The sequence below is a fragment of the uncultured Roseobacter sp. genome (genome assembly GCF_947495275.1).
Classification (GTDB): Bacteria; Pseudomonadota; Alphaproteobacteria; order Rhodobacterales; family Rhodobacteraceae; genus Roseobacter.
This window is the reverse complement of sequence record NZ_CANLYL010000003.1, coordinates 500,850-518,065: the sequence shown is the minus strand read 5'-3', so window position 1 is coordinate 518,065 and position 17,216 is coordinate 500,850. Positions and strand designations below refer to the sequence as shown.

Here is a 17,216-nt window from a genome sequence, read left to right as displayed (position 1 = left end):
GCCGGACACACGACTGTACTGACAGACCATCGCAATCACAGAAATCTCTTGCAATGCAGGAGCCATCCACACAGGCCATCCGTTGCGCGTGCCGTCGCTGCGGCGCAGCTTCCCCAAAGCCGCCATTTACCCTCCACCGCTCTCCAGCCTAACTCTTAAACACCGCAAAAATGGTTTCTATTTGGGGGTTTATCTCGAATTGAGCAACACACACAGCGTCGCTTGCAGAAATACGTTCAATATCAGGGAAGCGAACTTCCAGTGGGCTTGGTTTAGCGCAAATAAGTGGCTCCCGATATTGCTCGAACTGGTGGGCAGTCAAGTCCAACACCATATTGCCCATTTCCACCCAATAGTGCCAATCGTTGGAATTGCGGTTGTAAGCTCGTACAATCTGCACCTCTTTGTGGGGGTTCTCATTCTCTAGAACTGAACCCAAATGGACTGCAACAAGCTCACAGCATCCCCTAGGGTAGCTGTGGACGAATGGGCTATCCAAGTCCTTACGAAGCGCGGCGAATTTTCTGTCTGCAGCAATCGCTATCTCGGTAAGAGAGGCGATGTATGTCATGATTTTATCCTAACTTCAGCGCTAGGCGGCCCGAAGCGGGCTTTTAGCGGGTGCTTATATTGGTGCGTTGAGGTCCGCCAAACCGGACCTTGATCAATGTCTTCGGCATTCAAAAAGTGTGAATAGCCACGACGAGGACACCGCGGATGCAGCTCTCGCGGTCATGAGATGTTCGCATCGCCGCGTGCAAAAGGCCGATACTCCAACGAGAGGCCGGCAACTTCATACTCTGCGACTAATTGACCGGTGGCCTTCTCAGGCAAGAACAGCGCGACATTCATGCCATTGCTGAGCGAACTGCTGTAGGCTACGCCGTCGAACCCGCACTTCTTGATGAACTCGCATAGGAACTGGCTCGGTATGTAGTTGATTGCGGCGCCGTCAGGAACCACCGGGGTGGCTAGCTCTTTACCGAGGATCTCTAAGAAGTCGATGTCTCCCCGCAGAAGCGCAATGCTGCCTTCGTCCTCTTCCAAAAACGGCGAAATGAGAGTTCTTGGGGCGCGTAGGTCAACGATCTTTAGTCCACTATCAAGAACAAACTCAGCAACGCTGACGATCTCGCCTGGCTGCGCGCGCACCTCACAGATCGCTGTCTCAACCGTCGATCCGAGATACAGATACGGGATACCAATGGGATTGGCACGGCCTGAACTGGCGAGCTTGGCCGGTGGTGCTCCCATCTTATCGATAGGGATTGGCTGTTCGTCTTTCTCGATCCTGGATCGATACCAGATATCGGGCTTTTCGCCGTCACGCAGAATGAGGTTTGAAAGATGAACCTCCAAGCGTTCTGTGTCTATCACGCTATCTGGGAAGTAGCGATTGGCGTATTTGAGTTCATCAGTGAGCGCGCGCCACCGTTCCAAGCTGTCGGTGCGGCAACTCTCTGACAGACCGAACTGCCCACGCACGATCTCACCATCATCAAAAATCTCGCCCAGAAGAATCTGCGCCTGCGCTTCAGAAACATTGGGACTATGGAACAGCGACCAGTCTGCGCTGAGCCACTCAACCAACGACTTCCCATCGTCAACTTGTGGGTAGATTGTCAGGAGAAGTTCAAAATAATCCGCCAGCTCGCGGGCGGGCAGAAGCGGTTGGCTCTCAGAACCACACGTCGGGCACGTTCCTGTTTGTGATGATCGTTGGGGGATAATCTGATCTCGCAAGCCTGCGTCCCCAAAACACTCTGGGCAACACAACATCACTGGGCCGGATTATCCTCGAAGTATTGTGCGAAGGTCTCGATATGATGCTTCATGGCGAGCTTCTTCACGTAGCCCAAACCAGGGTAATGCCCCTTTGCATGAAGCTCTCTAAACTCTGCAATCGCTGATGTCTCGTAATACTGGTTGTCTGGCGAACCCAAATACGAAATTAGCTTCGCCAGAGCTTCAGCAAACTTACCGGCGGGGTCAGTTGGAGTATCCTGCCTATCAGACTTGAAGTGGCGGATATACATGATGTCGTCGTCGGCAGCATTTATATAGGTCAGATGGATGGCAACTGTGTAGGCCGGTCCACCACTTTCTTGGTAGTCATCGCCAACCATCAGAAAGTCAGCAAACCCTGTCATCCCTTCAAGACCGTAGGTGAGATGCAGGTCTGAAAACACCTCGTTGTCAGGATGATCTGCATTCCGTCGTTTCTCGAACCCATTCCTCAAGAGCACACGGTGCTGTTGGTATGCGAAATGCTTCTGGTAAAGCTTACCGGATTTTCCGTCTTCAAACACGCTACAGCCGATCTCCGCATTACCTTCGATTTCGGCTGCTAGGGCTTTCGACTGAGAAAACCCGCTATGCACCAATGCAATGTTGTGGCCTTCGAAGGTGCCGATGATAGCGCTTGCCTGTTCGAGCGTCGTAGACTCATCCAGCAAGACGCCAACAGTGACTTGCTTATCCTCACCATGCTTTTCGTTGATCAGGTTCACTAGCTCAGCGTTAGAGCCTGAGAAATCTCCTATCCGGGGATTCACAATCACGATAATGCCCGCCCCTTCTTCGAGGGTGGCATCAATCGTTTTACTCAAACCGTTGAGCTGCGATTTAACTGGCTCGACAATGGGAACAAAGCCGCTTGCGCTTAGCGTGGGGGCACTCTCTCTGATCGTAATCAGCTCGTACTGCTTGCCCCTAAAATAAGGAAAATAGATCAACTAACTGCCCATCCTTTGGCCTCGGCCAAAGGCACTCTGAGAACCTGAATTAAATTACTGAATTCAATGTTTGATATTTTTGTGCTCAGGGCAACAGATTGCAGCGAGGCAGGCAAATCCTGAATGAAAGGCGCAAGGTGGGTGAGAGTTCTGGTTTTCTTGAGCACTTTCACCATAGCGCAATGCGCTTGCGCGGATGGAATAGTCTTGAAAACTTCCAAGTAAGCCTGATACCGGCGGGTATTGGGAACGTCGGGAAGATCATAACCAAGGTCTTTCAAGATGAGGCCCGCTTCCCGCGTACTGACAACATCAAAGATGCTTCCGGCGTCTGTACGGTCTGGTGCGTTCTGTGCCGCTCTGATCTCGCTGATCTGATACCGCCCAGACAACCTGAGAACACCAACATCCGAAGGCACTGCTTTGAGAACAGAAGCCAGATGGTTCTCGCCAACGATCACGTTGACCGACGCGAAAACCCTTCGATACTCGTCGATCTGGCGTTCCAAGCGGCTCAAGCTGTCTCGCTCGGACTTGATCTCATAGACGGTCCCGGTGCCGTTGAGAATGACGACATCGGCTTTGCATCGACCAACACGAAACTCTGTCATCATCGATGCTGTGTTGAGGGAATGCGTTCCCAAGAGGACCTTGTGTGTCAGGGCCGCTTTGTACGCATACTCGTGGCGGAATTCTGTTTGTCGAAGGTAGCCATACGCGCACTCGAAAGCCTCGCCGATTGTCACGCTCTCAGCGAGTTCACGGTCAATTCCAGACTCCACGAGCAACCGGGCAAACATTGGAGACCGGCCCGTCTTCGCCAGCTCTTTTATCACTGATCGAGAGAAGAACCTACTGACCGCCGATGCACTTATTGCGCTGTTATTATTCATTTTTCGCTACTTTCCTCATTCTGACAGTAGCAAATCTGACACGCGTTGGAAAGACGTGTGGTATTGTTTTCACAAGGAAAAACCATTTTTGTCTCACCCGACACACGAGCTAAGGCCCGTGACAGGACGGTCAAAGTCTGATCCGTTCTACGGTATTGCGGCGCGGCCCGCCAATATCTTCATTCGATGCGCATGCATGACCTGACAAAGTGCGTAGGTCGGGCTCCGCGACACAAAAAGGCTCGTTGAGCATAGCTGTCGATTATACCGCATGACCACGTCGACTACCCCGTCGAGGACGCAAAACCTTGGCTGGGTCCTAGTATTGGCGGGCTCCGAGTTGTCTCTTTACGCCCGTTTTACCGATCCTCCATGTGGCCAGCTGTCGGCTCACGCCGTAATGATTAGCTACACCTTGAGCATCCAAGCCAGCGCCACAGTGATATAACAAGCCATCGCGGGGTAGGAGCATACATCCCGCAAGCCAGTCGGCCTCTTCTTCAAATTCCTTCGGGTAGTCACTCAAGAGAAGCAGTCCACCGTCAGAGCGGTCTGCGCGGTTGGGCTTATGCCTTAACTCGATGTGTGACCATTCGTGCATCAAGGTGTTTGCCTGCCTCCCAACTGGGTGGCTAGAGTTGACGATTATCAGCGTCTTCTCGTCGACTTTAATGGTGACGCCAGACCAGCTGTCAGGATCCACAACGGTAAGCTGGTGAAGATGTCCCAAATCGATGTCTGGGACATCGGCAGGTTCCCACACCATGATTCCATTCCTCTGCAAAAAAGTTCTTGGGTCCAGGCGGTCACGTGAGCCGAGGCCAGCCGCTGCCCTATGTTTCAGCGCGAGTTTTTCAGCCTGAGTCTTGAACCCGCGCCGCATCCTTAGAGGTTCTCTCTGTCACGAAGGGCTTCTTGCGCTTTCAGGATCATGCCGCCAAGCGCCGTCGCGGTATCGATGTGCGTGGCATCTTTCTTACGGAATTGTACGGATGCGATTTCTGTCGGCTTTCGTGTAGGTTGCATCCCAAGGAACCGATTAGGGTCTTCACCCAGCCATTCACAGATTTTCGCGAAGGTGGCCAGGTCGGGAACGTTCCCGTTCTCGACACGGGAGAGCGTCGCGGGGCTGATCCCGATCTCTTTAGCCGCTGCTCGTACTCCAAGTGTTCCGCGGTGTTCGATGATCATTCTTCCGAGATTCTCGATGCTTAGAGTCATAGTGCTTGCAACGCACAAGATTCCTCTTGACGGGTCATGTCTGTGCTCCTAAGTGTTTCGTTAGTAAGACGTTAATCGTCTCTTTTGTGTAACGCGTCTCTTTCATGAGACACTTGAATCACTGAATATGCTTGCCGTCAAGCTTTTTGAAACGCGGCGTAGGGGCAATAAAACAAGGAGCTACGGCATGTCAGAAGCCGCTCAAGAAGTCGAATATGACTTGACAATCGACGATCAGAATTTTCGGACATACGACCCAGTCATCACCGGTCGCGACATTCTCGCGATTGCGTCTCGCAGCCCGGCATCGGGATACACTGTAGTCTCGATCATCGATCGAGGCACACAATCCATCGGCCTCGATGAACAGGTCGATTTGCGCGAAACCGCTTCGCAGCGCTTCCGATTGTTCGAAGGCGACAGGCTCTTCCGCGCCATGTTGAACGAAAGGGAAATCGTTTGGGGAGAAGGGCAGATTTCCGCACTGGAACTCCGCTTGATCGGTGACATCCCAGATGATGAGGATCTGTATTTTGACTCCAAAAGTGATCGCGTGATCGAGGATGACGAGATCCTTTCATTGAAGCCGAAGAATGTTGAGAGGTTCCGGTCGGGTGATCCAAAGGATCAGACCGTCGATGTGGTCCTGAATGGCGAAGTCATCACGGTTGAAAAAGGGCGCCTTTCCTTCTCGGACCTGGCAAAACTCGCATTTCCGAAACTCTTCGGAGGGGCTCTGATCTGCTTCACGGTCTCATTTTCGAGGGGGCCGAAGCGACGTCGCGAAGGCGTCCTCCTCGAAGGAGGCAAAGTTCGCGTCGTCGAGGGGATGGTCTTCAATGTCTCAGCAACTGATAAATCGTAGCCCCGATCTTCAGCGCCTTGTCTCTGAGGGCTATGCGGTCAGCGTTTCCGACGGTCACTTGTTGGTCGAGGAGATCCCCTACCTCGATCGACATGGGGCCGTTCGCCGTGGCGTGTTCGGTTGTGCGCTCGATGCTACTTCGGAACGTACCGTTGCACCTAGGGATCACGTCATGTCGTTCTCGGGCGGCGAACCGCACGACAGAAACGGCAACCCACTTTCTGCGCTCGGAAGGACGAGTCCGAGATGCACCACGGTCGGATCGATTACGTTCCAGCAAGGCTTCTCGAACAAGCCACGTGATACCAGTGGAGGACACAGGGGCTATGCGGACTTCTACGAAAAAGTGCGCACTTACGAGGACATTATCCTCAGCGAGGTCCACGCACAGAATCCGACGGCGACAGCAAGGGTTGGGGCGATGCCGCCAACTGCCTCGGAGGATGACCCGTTCGTCTTCCCCGACTGCGCATCAGCCCGAGCAGGTACAACGAAGTTGGCGAGCGTTTTCAAGCGAGAGGTCATTGCCCACATCGGCTTGGGTGGCACCGGCGCATACATCCTGGACCACGCGACGAAGACACCTGTGCTCAGGAACCATCTGATCGATGGCGACCGACAGTATCCTCACAATGCCTATCGTTCACCCGGCACGCCGTCGCTTGAAGAGATGCAGCCGCCGCCATTCAAAGTGCACTACCACGCTGCACGTTACGGACGAATGAAGCGAAACATCGTGTCACATCCCACGAAGCTTACTGCTGCAAACCTGGAACTTCTCGAGGGTGTCACATTCGCCTTCCTGGCAATCGACGCGTGTCCAGAAAAGGCCGAGATCGTTTCTGAGCTCGAACGCAGAGGCCTGCCCTTCATCGATGTCGGAATGGGTTTGCACCTCAGCAGTAATGGCATCGGCGGAACTCTTAGGGCCGTCTTGAGCACAAAGGAAAATAGGGCTTCGGTGAGGCCCCACATTCCACTCGATCCCGGCGGCCGGGAAGACATCTATGAGAACAACATCCAGATCTCGGATTTGAACTCTCTGAATGCCGACATGGCGGTTCAACTATGGAAGGGTTTTCGGGGTTTCTACGCCAATTTCGCGGAACCAATTTGGCACTATCAGATCGAGACGCGTCAAATGATAAGAAGTGCGGCATGACTTCAGTCGCGAAGGATATCACGCCGAGGTTTGTGGAATTCATCCCAAAGGACCTAGAAGAAGGTGTACTCTACATCTCAGGCGAATACGCGACGACCGCGCATCGCTGCGCGTGCGGATGCGGCGAGAAGGTCGTGCTTCCGCTCCATCCAACGGATTGGAGGCTGCGGTTCGATGGAAAGACGATCACAATACGGCCGTCCGTGGGGAACTGGGGTTTCCCATGCCGGTCTCACTATCTGATCACGGACAACCGCATCGAATGGGCTGGTGACTGGACTGATCATCAGATCGCAGCAGGTCGACGGCGCGATGCGCGCCGAAAGTCCTCTTGGCATGAGGAGGCGCTGCCGTCGCCGCCGGAACACATGACGCAATCAGTCCCGCAAAGTAATTGGCTGCTGCGCCTATATAACCGAATGAAGAATTGGTCCCGAAGATAGAAGATTCAACATCGGAACGGACCAACAAAGGAACTCCAGCTTACCAACAACCACGAGGAACTCGAGCAATGCCCAAAAGAACGCGATCAGAATCCACTGGCAAACGCGCCGCATCGGCGGCAAGCAAGACGCTGAGGAGCCCTACCGCTAGCAAAGCCGCGAAGTCGGCGGCGGGGTCTGCCCTGACACAAGTGCGAAGCAAGGAAGTAACCAGTAAGAAGGCTGCCAGCGCGGCCTCAAAAACACTCCGAAACCCAAAGGCATCTAAAGCGGCCAAGTCAGCGGCAGGGTCTGCCTTGACGCAACGTCCGGGGCGAAAAAGGTAGAAGGCCCGTCGAACAAAAGAGTTTCGGCCATCCAAAGCCGCCCTAGAAAGCAGAGAGGCCTCCGAGATCTGAGTGAAGAAGGTCCGCTTTCGCGGCTTGTTTAGATTTCTGCCGCGCTGCAGCGAATGACGGCTTCCCGCCAATTTTCAAGGTCAGAGTGTAGCGGGCTTGAACGTCATCCAATTTGGGCGAGAGCGTCTGGCAATTGGCTCAAAGTTCTTTTTTTGGTTCCACCAAGTTTTCGTGCTCAGAGGCTTCATGATAAGAGCTTTCCAAATCCCAAAAGGTGAGAAGTTCACACATGAGCAGAGAGAGCAAATTTTTGAGCCTGGTACTTCGGCATAAACCTGAAGAGATCGGTCTTCAGCTTGATAAGCACGGCTGGGCTCGAGTTGATGACCTGCTGAGCAAGCTGAAAAAAGCCAACCGTAAACTCAGCCGCGAAGAGCTCTTTCAACTGGTCGAAAGCAGCGACAAAAAACGCTTCACCCTTTCCGATGACGGTCTGCGGATCCGGGCGGCTCAAGGTCACTCAATTGATGTGGATTTGGGCTTGGTACCCCAACGCCCGCCCGACGAACTGTACCACGGCACGGCCAGCGCAAGTCTGGATTCAATATTCACCAATGGATTGAATCCGGGGCGTCGACACCAAGTTCACCTCTCTTTAAACCCCGACACAGCAGAGCGAGTTGGCCAACGACACGGAAAACCAGTCGTCTTGCGTGTCGATGCGCTGCGGATGTTCGAAGACGGCTTTCAATTCTTCCAGGCTGATAACCGTGTTTGGCTCACAGACAAAGTGCCAGCAGTCTATTTGGGATTCGGCATAACTGCCGAGTAACGGCCTGCAAATCAGCGCTCCACGAGCCATGGTTCGAACTTAAGTCTTTTTCGGCGGTCAATGTGAAGAACCGGATCTGCAAGCTTATGCTGCAAATCTGCACTCTTATGGTTCATTCACACTTTCAGCTGTGTAAGTGGTGAGCCGTGCAGGATTCGAACCTGCGACCCACTGATTAAAAGGGAACTTTGCTACATCGGGGCTTCACCGGAATATGCCATAAAAACAAGGTAAAGCACTGTTCTACAACAAAAAACAAGTGGTCAACTTATGGTTGTATGCCATAGTATGCAGCTATCGAATGTTGCAGAGGATGTTGTAGAGCAATGCCAAACCATAACCTAACCAACCGCCCGGAAGTTGCAAAGATCAAACCGACACCCGGCAAAACAACAATGTATTCCGATTTCACAATCAAAGCCGACCCTGATGCTCGCGGCATCCGCCTCGCTGTTGGGGCCACCACAAAGACGTGGATTCTGTCGAAGCGCATCGACGGCAAGGTGCGCTCCATTACTCTCGGCCATTGGCCCGACCTGCCCACCGTGTTCGCCGCACGTGACAAGGCCAAGGAAAAGATGGCGGAAATGACAACCCGCACGGATGCTGCATCGACAGGCATCCACACGCTGGGGGATGCGCTGGAGTCCCACATCAAACGCTCCAACGCCTCCGAAAGAACAAAAAGTGAATATCGAGCGCAGGTGCGCAACAACATGGCTGACCTGTTCAGGATGAAAATCGAAGACATCACCCTTGATCATCTTGAGGAAGTCGTGATGCGCCACAAAGGCACGGCAACCCGAAAGCACCTCGCCCAGATCATCCGAACGTCTTTTAAACGGGCCGCTGCCGTCCGCCGCTGCTTCAATGTCGCGAATGATTTGAAAGTCGATACCAAGACCTACCAGCCCGACAACTCGGTTAAGTTTGACCCGGATGAAAAATGGCCTGCGCTGGACCTTATCGAAGCAAAGCGCACCTACAATCAAATCATCGCCGCAGCCTTCGAACTGATGCTATTCACCGGCCTCCGTGCAGGCAATGTGATAACCCTCCGCTGGGAGGATATTGACCTAGAAGCGGGCAAGCTCCGGGTCGCACGTTTGAAGAACGGGCGCTTAGGTGTGTTCCCATTGGCTGACCGCGCTATCGCCTTGTTGAAGGCGCTGCCGCAGCACAGCGAATGGGTATTCCCGCAGCATGATCCGGCCAAGCACATCTACCACCCGGAACGCCTGTCCAATGGCAAGGACATTCTAAGACCCCACGATTGCCGCCGATTGTTCACAACCGCTGCCCGCCGCGCTGATCTGCCCGCCTACATCATCGACCAATTGCGCGGTGATGTGGAGAAAGGTGTTCAGGGCATCTACGATCAGGGTTCTGCATCGCATCGACATGCGAACGCAATTGCGAACCAAATTGAGATGGATTGCGGGGCAGTACCTTGTTCGAATGTTGTTCAGCTCGGCAGCAGGCGATAACGTCGTTCCGTGTCGGTGTCGCTGTGCGGCAGAACCTACTGACATGACCTTATTGCGTTTCATCAGGGGCTGGTGCCGGATCGCATGAGGGCACCCACCAGCATCATCAACAGGCCCGTGTCTTATTTGAACGTGAGATTGGAGCCGACGATGGAAAACCTCACAGAAGAAATCCGCGCTTTGCGCGACGAATTGCGGACGTTGCAGGTCAAGCAGACCTTGCCTGACTTGATGACGCCCGCCCAATGCGCCGAATACCTGAACCGTTCCGAGGAAGTGCTTTATCTTTGGCGCAAGGAACGCAACGCCGGACAGGACAGCGGCCCGCCATTCCTGCACATTTCAAGCCGGACCATTTTGTATGATCGGGAGGACGTTCTCGCCTGGGCGCGTTCTCATCGCGTTAACTGAAAAAGAGGGACGAAGCCGCTAATACCTCGTCCCTCAGTCGTTTTCATCACGAGCAAGCGAAACTATCGCATCCACAACTCGCTTATAAGTCACGCTTTGATGGAATTCGACCAGAAAACAAGGTAATAGCGTCTGTGTGAAAGAAGCAGATGCAAGTATTTACAGCGACATGCACAGGGACTGAACTCCGAAAAGTCTGGCGGAAAGGCTCTAAAGGCCCAGAGCAAGATGAAAACGCCGAAGGCTTTCGGCGTGCCAAGCAATTTGTCTATAAGAGCCATTCATTTGACGATCTCGAAAGTCTGCGAGACCTGCTTAACCGGCTCGCGGACATCCCTAACGCAGCGCTTGTTCTTGGTGAGCCGTTAATCGAAAGCGGCGGTCGAACCGGCCTAGACTTTACGGATGTGAAAACTGAGATTTGCATCGTCGATCTCGACTCGCTCGAATATGATGGAACAGCAGAAGAAGCTATACGATTTGCCCTGCCGTTCCTTCACGACCGTCAGTTTGTTTATGCGTTTTCCCAATCATCGGGATTTAAATCCGGCCATCGCCTTCGTGTTGCGTTTGAAGTCGAACCAATGGACTTAACCGAGCAACAAATCCACGCGGAACATTGGAACTCAGAACTTTCCCAGCGTCTGGGCGTTGATCGCAAATTCATTGACTATGGTATCTATAAGCCCAACGGCTTCGTTTTCACCGCAAGACCTGATCTTCGCGGTCTCGATGATCCACACCCCATTCGGGCTTTCTTTGTTGACGGTATCGCTGGTCCCGTCGATGTTCCGAAACTGCCCGACATGATCGAAATCGAAGTAGCACCTGCTGTTGCACTCGGTCAGTTGCCGACGCTCCGCTGGGATGCGAGCAATCGCCACGACTCGGTACGGAAATTCATGACCGCTTATCGCACCGCATTCCCAGAAAGCGTCTTCACGGAGTGCTGGGCCTCTTTGTCAGAGGAATATGAGCGGCTTGGCGTTCGAGTGGCAGATAGGCACGAGTTTGGTGAGCGATACATCAAAAGCCGCTTCCACAATATTCGCGGGGCGCGGCGAAAGCGGAAAGCGTTTCCCACGACGAGAGAAGAGATACCTCTCGCGCAGGCAAGTCAGACACTCAGTGACGAGATCAAGGCTTTTGTTCAGACCCGCGAGCCGGGTGTGAAAGTGATCGAGGCAGAGGCCGGTCTTGGCAAGACGCACTGGGCGCTGCACTGGCTTGGCGTAGAAACTCGGTATGAGGCCGACATCAACGGCATGTTCTTCACCGACCTATATGTGCCCAACCACAACCTATCGTCGCAGATCGAAGCTGACGCCCGCTCGCACGGTATGACCGCCTATACGGAGCTTGGTCGCGGCCAAGAATTGAACGGTCGGCCGGTCTGCACCAAGCATGAAGCCATCTCGAAGGTGCAAGGAATAGTCAAAGAGACACGCCAGACTTTTTGCGGGAACGAAATGGCGCAGTGTTCGGATCGACCTGGCTGCATATGGTGGGATCAACTGGACAAGTCGCTGACCCACGATCTGCGCATCCGCACCCATGCCCACCTTCCGTTGCAGATTGCCAAAGAACATGGGAGAAGCCGCGTTCCGAATTTCGTTGTGATCGACGAGAACTTTCTCGGCGCGCTGATCAAGCAGGGGTATGTCGAGGTCAAAGACCTGTGCGACGTGATGCGGCACGACATGGGCGAATGGCTGCTCAAGTTGGCTCAGGTCATCAAAGCGGGCATGACACTTGACCGACTGCGCGAGGCTGGTTTCACAGTTGAAGTCTGTAAGGAGTTGATCAAGACCGAAACCGCTCTTGCACCGAACGTGGAAATCACGCCCGACATGTCGGCAACCGAGGCCTTGAAAGCAGCGGGGGACTATGACGGGTTGTGGCATCGTTATGCTTCGTTCTGGCGTCGCCTGCGCGATGCTCTCGAAACTGGATCGCTCAATCGGCTCCGTGTCACACCGAACAAGAAAGGCGTCTACCTAAACTGGCGGCAGAAGATTGCGGGCATCCCTTGGGACAACCAGACAGACCGCCCGCGCGTACCGGTCTTAGTCCTTTCGGCTACTATCAAACGCTCCATGATCGAAGCCGTTCTTCCAGTTGATGAATGGGTTTCTATTGAGGTTGAGAAACACCAAGACGCAAAGGTCACGCAAATCCCGATCAACGCGTCGAAGAAATCACTGCTTTACGGCACGGGCGACCGAGTCGAGGAGTGGGATGAGACGGACAAGAAGGAAACAGCGCGGGCTGAGCAGTTCCGGGCAGATGTTGCACGCGTCTCCGAAGGACGCTATCTTTTTTCCTATAAGGCACTTAATGACGAAAACATGATGCTTGCGGGCTGGTTCAACGCTGTTGAGGGGTTGAACGATTGGGCCGGTGGCAGGATCGACATTGTGGGCCGGCCATTGCCTGCGCCGCAGGATATTGAGGATATGGCGCGCGCTATCCATCAAGACGGCGATCCAATTGTTTCCGTTACTCAGTGGTATCCCAAACGTCCGATTGCGATGGTCGGAGGTGCTGGCATGGCTTGGTGTGAACGTCATACCGATGCGCGCGTTGAGGATGTGCGTTGGGTCGTCTGCGAAGGCGCGATGATGCAGGCAGCGGCGCGGGCGAGACATGTGCGGCAAGGATGCGAGATCAGGTTGTTCACCAACATGGTGCTGCCCGTGAAGGTGGACGAGGTGCAGCGGTTCGACGATCTGCTGCCGGAGGAAATGGAATATGCCCGTGCGCCGGTTCGTGTCGCCACGCCGAAGATGGCGCAGATGCTGTTTCGCAAGTTTGAGGATATGTCACCAAACGGGATCAAACAGAGTCTCGGCGACCTGTTCGGCTGGGCTATGGAGCATCAAGCCGAGTTCATTGAGGTCAGGATGCGTGGTGACAATCACTGGCGGCGCGTCTGGATCGGTGATGGCGGTTGGCGCTACTTATGTAACCGACTTGAGATCGTCGATTGGCGAGAACCTGTTTTGAGGAAGGACGACAATGCAGCAAGGTTTGACGCCATGCAGGAAGCATCGCGGCACATGCAAGAGGTGCGTGAGTTGCAGGAATCGTTCGAACGTGAGCCGTGGCTGGATGACGACGGCGCGGTGTTCACGGGAACGGTGACGACGGCAGAAGGTTGGGAGATCGACGCCGATGCTCTTGCGGCAGAAACGCAGCCAGCAGCATGGCCGTGGCATGGCGCGCAGTATCGGTGAAACGCAGATGCGACTTGGTCGCAGTCATACCGTCACTCCTCTTAATAGTATGTATCTCTATTAACGGCAGTGACGGTATAAACTGCTGATTGCATTGCCACGATGTGGACGTGCTGAAACTGTCACTCGCGGCGGTCTATCCGTGATATGTCAACAATGCTGATATACTTTGCGTATGACCAATTGATTGGCGATCAATCGCACTGGTGAATTTACATTGTACATCAAGTGGTTGGATGGGTTCTACAACAATGCTGCAACAGTCAGTTGCGACCAAGTCGCAGATACAGATCGGCACCTTTTGGAACCCCCTTCCGCTGATACGGAAACCCGCCCCCACACTCGGAAATGTCTCAGCAAAAATCTGTGACCGCCCCGGTCAGCCCATCTTCAAAGGCCCAAACATTCCGCTTTCGACCATGGCCATGTAGGCGCGCTTCATTGCCAGTGCTGTTTCTTGGTCTACGAATAGTGATGATCTGCTGCCATGCGGCTCGCCCAAAAGATAAGGCCGCATTGTCTCCCATCTTTCGGCACGGCTTGACCAACGCCAACAGGGTAACTCCTGCTCCAGCATCAGTGGAACGGCGAGTTTTTTAGGGATCAACTTCCCGGGCAGCAGCGGTTCCGGCCACTCGCATTTAACCACAATGGGCTTTGCACCTTCTGTGTAGAATGAAACATCCAGTTCTTCGGCTGTGATGCCCGCACAATGGTGATTGATGGCAAAGGCCGAGTCGATGACCTTATCAACGCCGCCATAGGGACAAGTGATAAAGCCATGAGCGAAATAGCGAGTATGGTCCACCCCTTGATACCCAGTGCGTTCACTCGGCGTTGTCTCAGGCTGACGCTCACTATGCTTTGACACCAAAGGATGCCAAGACGGGTAACCTTCGACAACTGGGCCTAGTTCATCAACTAAGTCGAGCAACGCTTCTTCACTCTCCTTGCGCACCTCCGGCTCAAACGTCACGGGGATGAGGTATTTCTTTACACGTTCGTATCCGCTGGATGCGGCTTCATCTGCACGAAAGGCCATTGGGCTCTCCTCAGGTTGGGACTTCATGAATTTATGCTATTACGCATGAAATGACAATATCATGCGTGAAGTGAATAAATCGTGATTTTCCCGAACGCTGGAAGAGTGCATGAATGGCACGAGGTTGATCCTCAAAACAACCTCACTCCACCTGCTTTTCCGGTAACACCAGCACCCATGTTCTTCTTATGTTCGACCTGCGCGTCTCGGCTCATCGAACGGCCATCTACGCGCGTAATTCCTTTTGGGATGGCCGTTCACCCAAACGAAAGAAGAACAATGCGCATCACATTGAAAGACGACGGGATCGAAGCCTGCGTGCTGACAGAAACCAGTATTTCCTCATCGGCCAGCTTCCCAATCCCAACACCCAAAAGCACTTTGCAGACTGGCTTGCGCGAAATGCTGCGCGCGCCCGACAAATCCGATGTCACGGTCGAGAACGTTATGATCAGCCGCTATGGGGACGGTTTGTATGTCCATTCGGGCAACGGGCGATTTGCAATTCCATATCGTCACGTCTTCTCGTTGGTCCTGACGCAATGACACGGCGCACGCGATGGGATCGCCTGCAATCCCAGTATCACTTGATCCGAGACAGCCTTGAGGGCGAAGACGCTATCAAGGATCAGGGGCAGCTTTATGTGCCAAAGCCGGAGGGCATGTCGGCGCAGAACTACGCCCATTATCTTGATCGCGGCTGCTTCTACGGTGCACCGGAAATGACCCTTCGCGCCCTTGTCGGTCTTGCTCTGCGTAAAGACCCCGTTGTGTCGCTGCCGCCGCGAATTGAGCCGATGCGTTTAAACGCAACCAACGAAGCCGCGCCCATGTCGATCCTGATCGAGGATGCGGTGCGCGAAGTTATGTCTATGGGCCGCTTTGGTATACTGCTCGACTTCCCCGCCGAGGGGAACACGGCCAATACGGTTCCGCATCTTTCGACCTTCAAAGCCGAGACCATCGAAGACTTCGACACGGGATTTGTCGATGGCAAGAAAATGCTGACACGGGTGCATCTGGCTTCTGATCAAGACTTTGAAGGCGCGGACGTCATCTACGAACTGATCCTTGAAGATACGATCTACAAGTTCCGGCGGTTTATCCGGGATCAGCACAAGAACCGGGTTGATGTAGGCGACGAGATCATTCCCACTGTCAATGGTCGCGCTCTCGATTTTATCCCGTTTGTAATGGTCAGCCACGAAGGGCTGCGACCAGAGCATGTGACGCCGCCGTTCTTGTCGCTGTGCCAAGTCGCCTTGAGCCATTTCAAGAATTCCTGTGACCGGGAACACGCGATCTACCTGACAGCCAGCCCGACGCCTTGGGTTGCGGGGTCAATCTCAGCCGACAAGGTTCCAACGCAGATTGGTGCTGGCGCTATCTGGACCTTGCCCGAAGGCACGGAAGTCGGGATGCTCGAATTCCAAGGCGCAGGTGTCGCGGCCCAAAAAGAGTTGATGGGCGAGAAAATCGACACGATGGCAACGCTAGGTGCGCGCATGTTGTCGGTCACGATGAACCGGAACGAGACAATCGACACAGCGACGCAGCGTACTCGGTCAGAACTGGCGCTCTTGCATGGCGTGGTTGTTTCCGTCGAGACCGCATTGAACCGCCTTCTGCGCCTTGCTGCTGAATGGGTCGGGGATAATCCCGACGAAGCCGCTGTTACGCTGTCGCGGGACTTCATCGAAAGCAGCATGGAACCCAAGATGATCGAGCAGCAGATGAAGCTCTATCTGTCTGGGATCATCAGCCGCGCCACTCTGCATGAAAATCTGCAAAAGGGCGAGATTGTCCGCGCAGATCGGTCATGGGAAGATGAAAAGGATATGATCGAAGAAGATGGCGGGGATATTTCAGCCATCATCGGCACGCGGGATGAATAAGTGTGTTGCTCGACCCTGAATTTGGAGGTCATGCAGGCGCATCCCCGGAACACGCCCTGATCTGCGCTGTCATTCTTCGCGCCTTGTATGACCTCTTTGGGCCAGCGTTCAGTTGCTCGAACGGCGACAATGTAGACGTGACCCGCCGGGACGCACTTGCATTTTTGACGGATGCCAAAGGTGGCTGGGCGCGGCGACGCAATGAGCTGTGTGGCCTCGTTGAGCTTGATGGCGATAAACTCCGCAGACTGACCATAGATGTGCTTGAAGGCCGTGACTTTGACCCGGAGACATTCACCGGGCGCAACCCGTTCTCGCATGTCGAAAATGCTCGGAAACTTTGGACGGCGGAAGCGCATGTTCAAACCATGCGCCACAAGCAGGCCAAGCCCTCAAAACCATGCAATGTAAAAGCCAGTTATTCCTCTGTTCGCCAGACTGTCTTGCCCCTGCTCAAAGAGCCTCGCCAGTTTAAGGAGTTGATTGTCGCGACCGATGGCGATTGCAGCGATCATATGATCCGAAAGGTTCTCTCGAATGCCGTGGCGAAAGGCGAAGTCATTCGCGACAACGAGCGCAACACCTATGTTTTGGCCGCGGCATAGGAACAAGACCTTCTTCTCCGGTTTGTTGAGCTTTCACAGGCACTTATTGTG

At 53.9% G+C, this 17,216-nt stretch carries 17 protein-coding genes; 10 read left to right on the top strand and 7 right to left on the bottom strand.

Going from position 1 to position 17,216, the window contains the following annotated elements; genetic code table 11:
- Positions 1–148 precede the first annotated feature (148 nt).
- The 6 genes from Q0802_RS09100 to Q0802_RS09075 form a co-directional block, all read right to left on the bottom strand.
- The gene (locus Q0802_RS09100) at positions 149–571 is read right to left on the bottom strand and encodes a hypothetical protein (RefSeq protein ID WP_298916767.1); all 423 of its coding nucleotides are present in this window, start codon (positions 569–571) and stop codon (positions 149–151) included.
- A 161-nt stretch (positions 572–732) separates the two neighbouring features.
- On the bottom strand, positions 733–1,743 hold the full coding sequence (locus Q0802_RS09095; protein WP_298916764.1) for an RES family NAD+ phosphorylase: 1,011 nt from the start codon (positions 1,741–1,743) through the stop codon (positions 733–735).
- 35 nt (positions 1,744–1,778) lie between these two features.
- Positions 1,779–2,735 (bottom strand): sce7725 family protein, encoded by a 957-nt coding sequence (locus Q0802_RS09090; RefSeq protein WP_298916761.1) that lies wholly within the window; start codon positions 2,733–2,735, stop codon positions 1,779–1,781.
- On the bottom strand, positions 2,732–3,628 hold the full coding sequence (locus Q0802_RS09085) for a sce7726 family protein (protein WP_298916758.1): 897 nt from the start codon (positions 3,626–3,628) through the stop codon (positions 2,732–2,734). The genes Q0802_RS09090 and Q0802_RS09085 overlap by 4 nt, the downstream gene beginning before the upstream one ends.
- 319 nt (positions 3,629–3,947) lie before the next feature.
- Positions 3,948–4,394 (bottom strand): ImmA/IrrE family metallo-endopeptidase, encoded by a 447-nt coding sequence (locus Q0802_RS09080; protein ID WP_298916755.1) that lies wholly within the window; start codon positions 4,392–4,394, stop codon positions 3,948–3,950.
- A gap of 119 nt (positions 4,395–4,513) precedes the next feature.
- Positions 4,514–4,819 carry a helix-turn-helix transcriptional regulator gene (locus tag Q0802_RS09075; protein WP_298916752.1) on the bottom strand — a complete coding sequence of 102 codons (306 nt, stop codon included), beginning with the start codon at positions 4,817–4,819 and terminating at the stop codon, positions 4,514–4,516.
- Positions 4,820–5,036: 217 nt separating this feature from the next.
- Between Q0802_RS09075 and Q0802_RS09070 the strand changes: the two genes are divergently transcribed.
- From Q0802_RS09070 to Q0802_RS09045, 7 genes are all read left to right on the top strand, one after another.
- Positions 5,037–5,714 carry a multiubiquitin domain-containing protein gene (locus Q0802_RS09070; RefSeq protein ID WP_298916748.1) on the top strand — a complete coding sequence of 226 codons (678 nt, stop codon included), beginning with the start codon at positions 5,037–5,039 and terminating at the stop codon, positions 5,712–5,714.
- Positions 5,689–6,876, top strand: coding sequence for a ThiF family adenylyltransferase (locus Q0802_RS09065; RefSeq protein ID WP_298916743.1), 1,188 nt, complete (start codon positions 5,689–5,691; stop codon positions 6,874–6,876). Before Q0802_RS09070 ends, Q0802_RS09065 begins: the two co-directional genes overlap by 26 nt.
- A complete protein-coding gene (locus Q0802_RS24735; RefSeq protein WP_366523311.1) occupies positions 6,783–7,319 on the top strand; it encodes a DUF6527 family protein in 537 nt (178 codons plus the stop codon). The genes Q0802_RS09065 and Q0802_RS24735 overlap by 94 nt, the downstream gene beginning before the upstream one ends.
- A 627-nt stretch (positions 7,320–7,946) precedes the next feature.
- Positions 7,947–8,489 (top strand): RNA 2'-phosphotransferase, encoded by a 543-nt coding sequence (locus tag Q0802_RS09060; protein ID WP_298916740.1) that lies wholly within the window; start codon positions 7,947–7,949, stop codon positions 8,487–8,489.
- A gap of 395 nt (positions 8,490–8,884) precedes the next feature.
- A complete protein-coding gene (locus tag Q0802_RS09055; protein WP_298916737.1) occupies positions 8,885–9,976 on the top strand; it encodes an integrase family protein in 1,092 nt (363 codons plus the stop codon).
- Between the two features lie 150 nt (positions 9,977–10,126).
- Positions 10,127–10,387: a hypothetical protein gene (locus Q0802_RS09050; RefSeq protein WP_298916734.1), complete on the top strand. Its 261-nt coding sequence runs from the start codon at positions 10,127–10,129 to the stop codon at positions 10,385–10,387.
- 149 nt (positions 10,388–10,536) lie between these two features.
- Positions 10,537–13,623, top strand: coding sequence for a hypothetical protein (locus Q0802_RS09045; RefSeq protein ID WP_298916731.1), 3,087 nt, complete (start codon positions 10,537–10,539; stop codon positions 13,621–13,623).
- A 379-nt stretch (positions 13,624–14,002) separates the two neighbouring features.
- On the opposite strand, the gene Q0802_RS09040 is transcribed toward Q0802_RS09045, so the two are convergent.
- A complete protein-coding gene (locus tag Q0802_RS09040) occupies positions 14,003–14,665 on the bottom strand; it encodes a hypothetical protein (protein ID WP_298916728.1) in 663 nt (220 codons plus the stop codon).
- A gap of 279 nt (positions 14,666–14,944) precedes the next feature.
- On the opposite strand from Q0802_RS09040, the gene Q0802_RS09035 reads away from it, so the two are divergent.
- Genes Q0802_RS09035 through Q0802_RS09025 form a run of 3 tightly spaced genes read left to right on the top strand, consistent with a single transcriptional unit; the run spans position 14,945 to position 17,165 of the window.
- Positions 14,945–15,211 carry a hypothetical protein gene (locus tag Q0802_RS09035; protein ID WP_298916725.1) on the top strand — a complete coding sequence of 89 codons (267 nt, stop codon included), beginning with the start codon at positions 14,945–14,947 and terminating at the stop codon, positions 15,209–15,211.
- Complete coding sequence (locus Q0802_RS09030; protein ID WP_298916722.1) at positions 15,208–16,560, top strand: DUF4055 domain-containing protein; 1,353 nt, start codon at positions 15,208–15,210, stop codon at positions 16,558–16,560. Before Q0802_RS09035 ends, Q0802_RS09030 begins: the two co-directional genes overlap by 4 nt.
- Positions 16,561–16,562: 2 nt before the next feature.
- On the top strand, positions 16,563–17,165 hold the full coding sequence (locus Q0802_RS09025) for a hypothetical protein (RefSeq protein ID WP_298916720.1): 603 nt from the start codon (positions 16,563–16,565) through the stop codon (positions 17,163–17,165).
- The last annotated feature ends 51 nt before the right edge of the window (positions 17,166–17,216 follow it).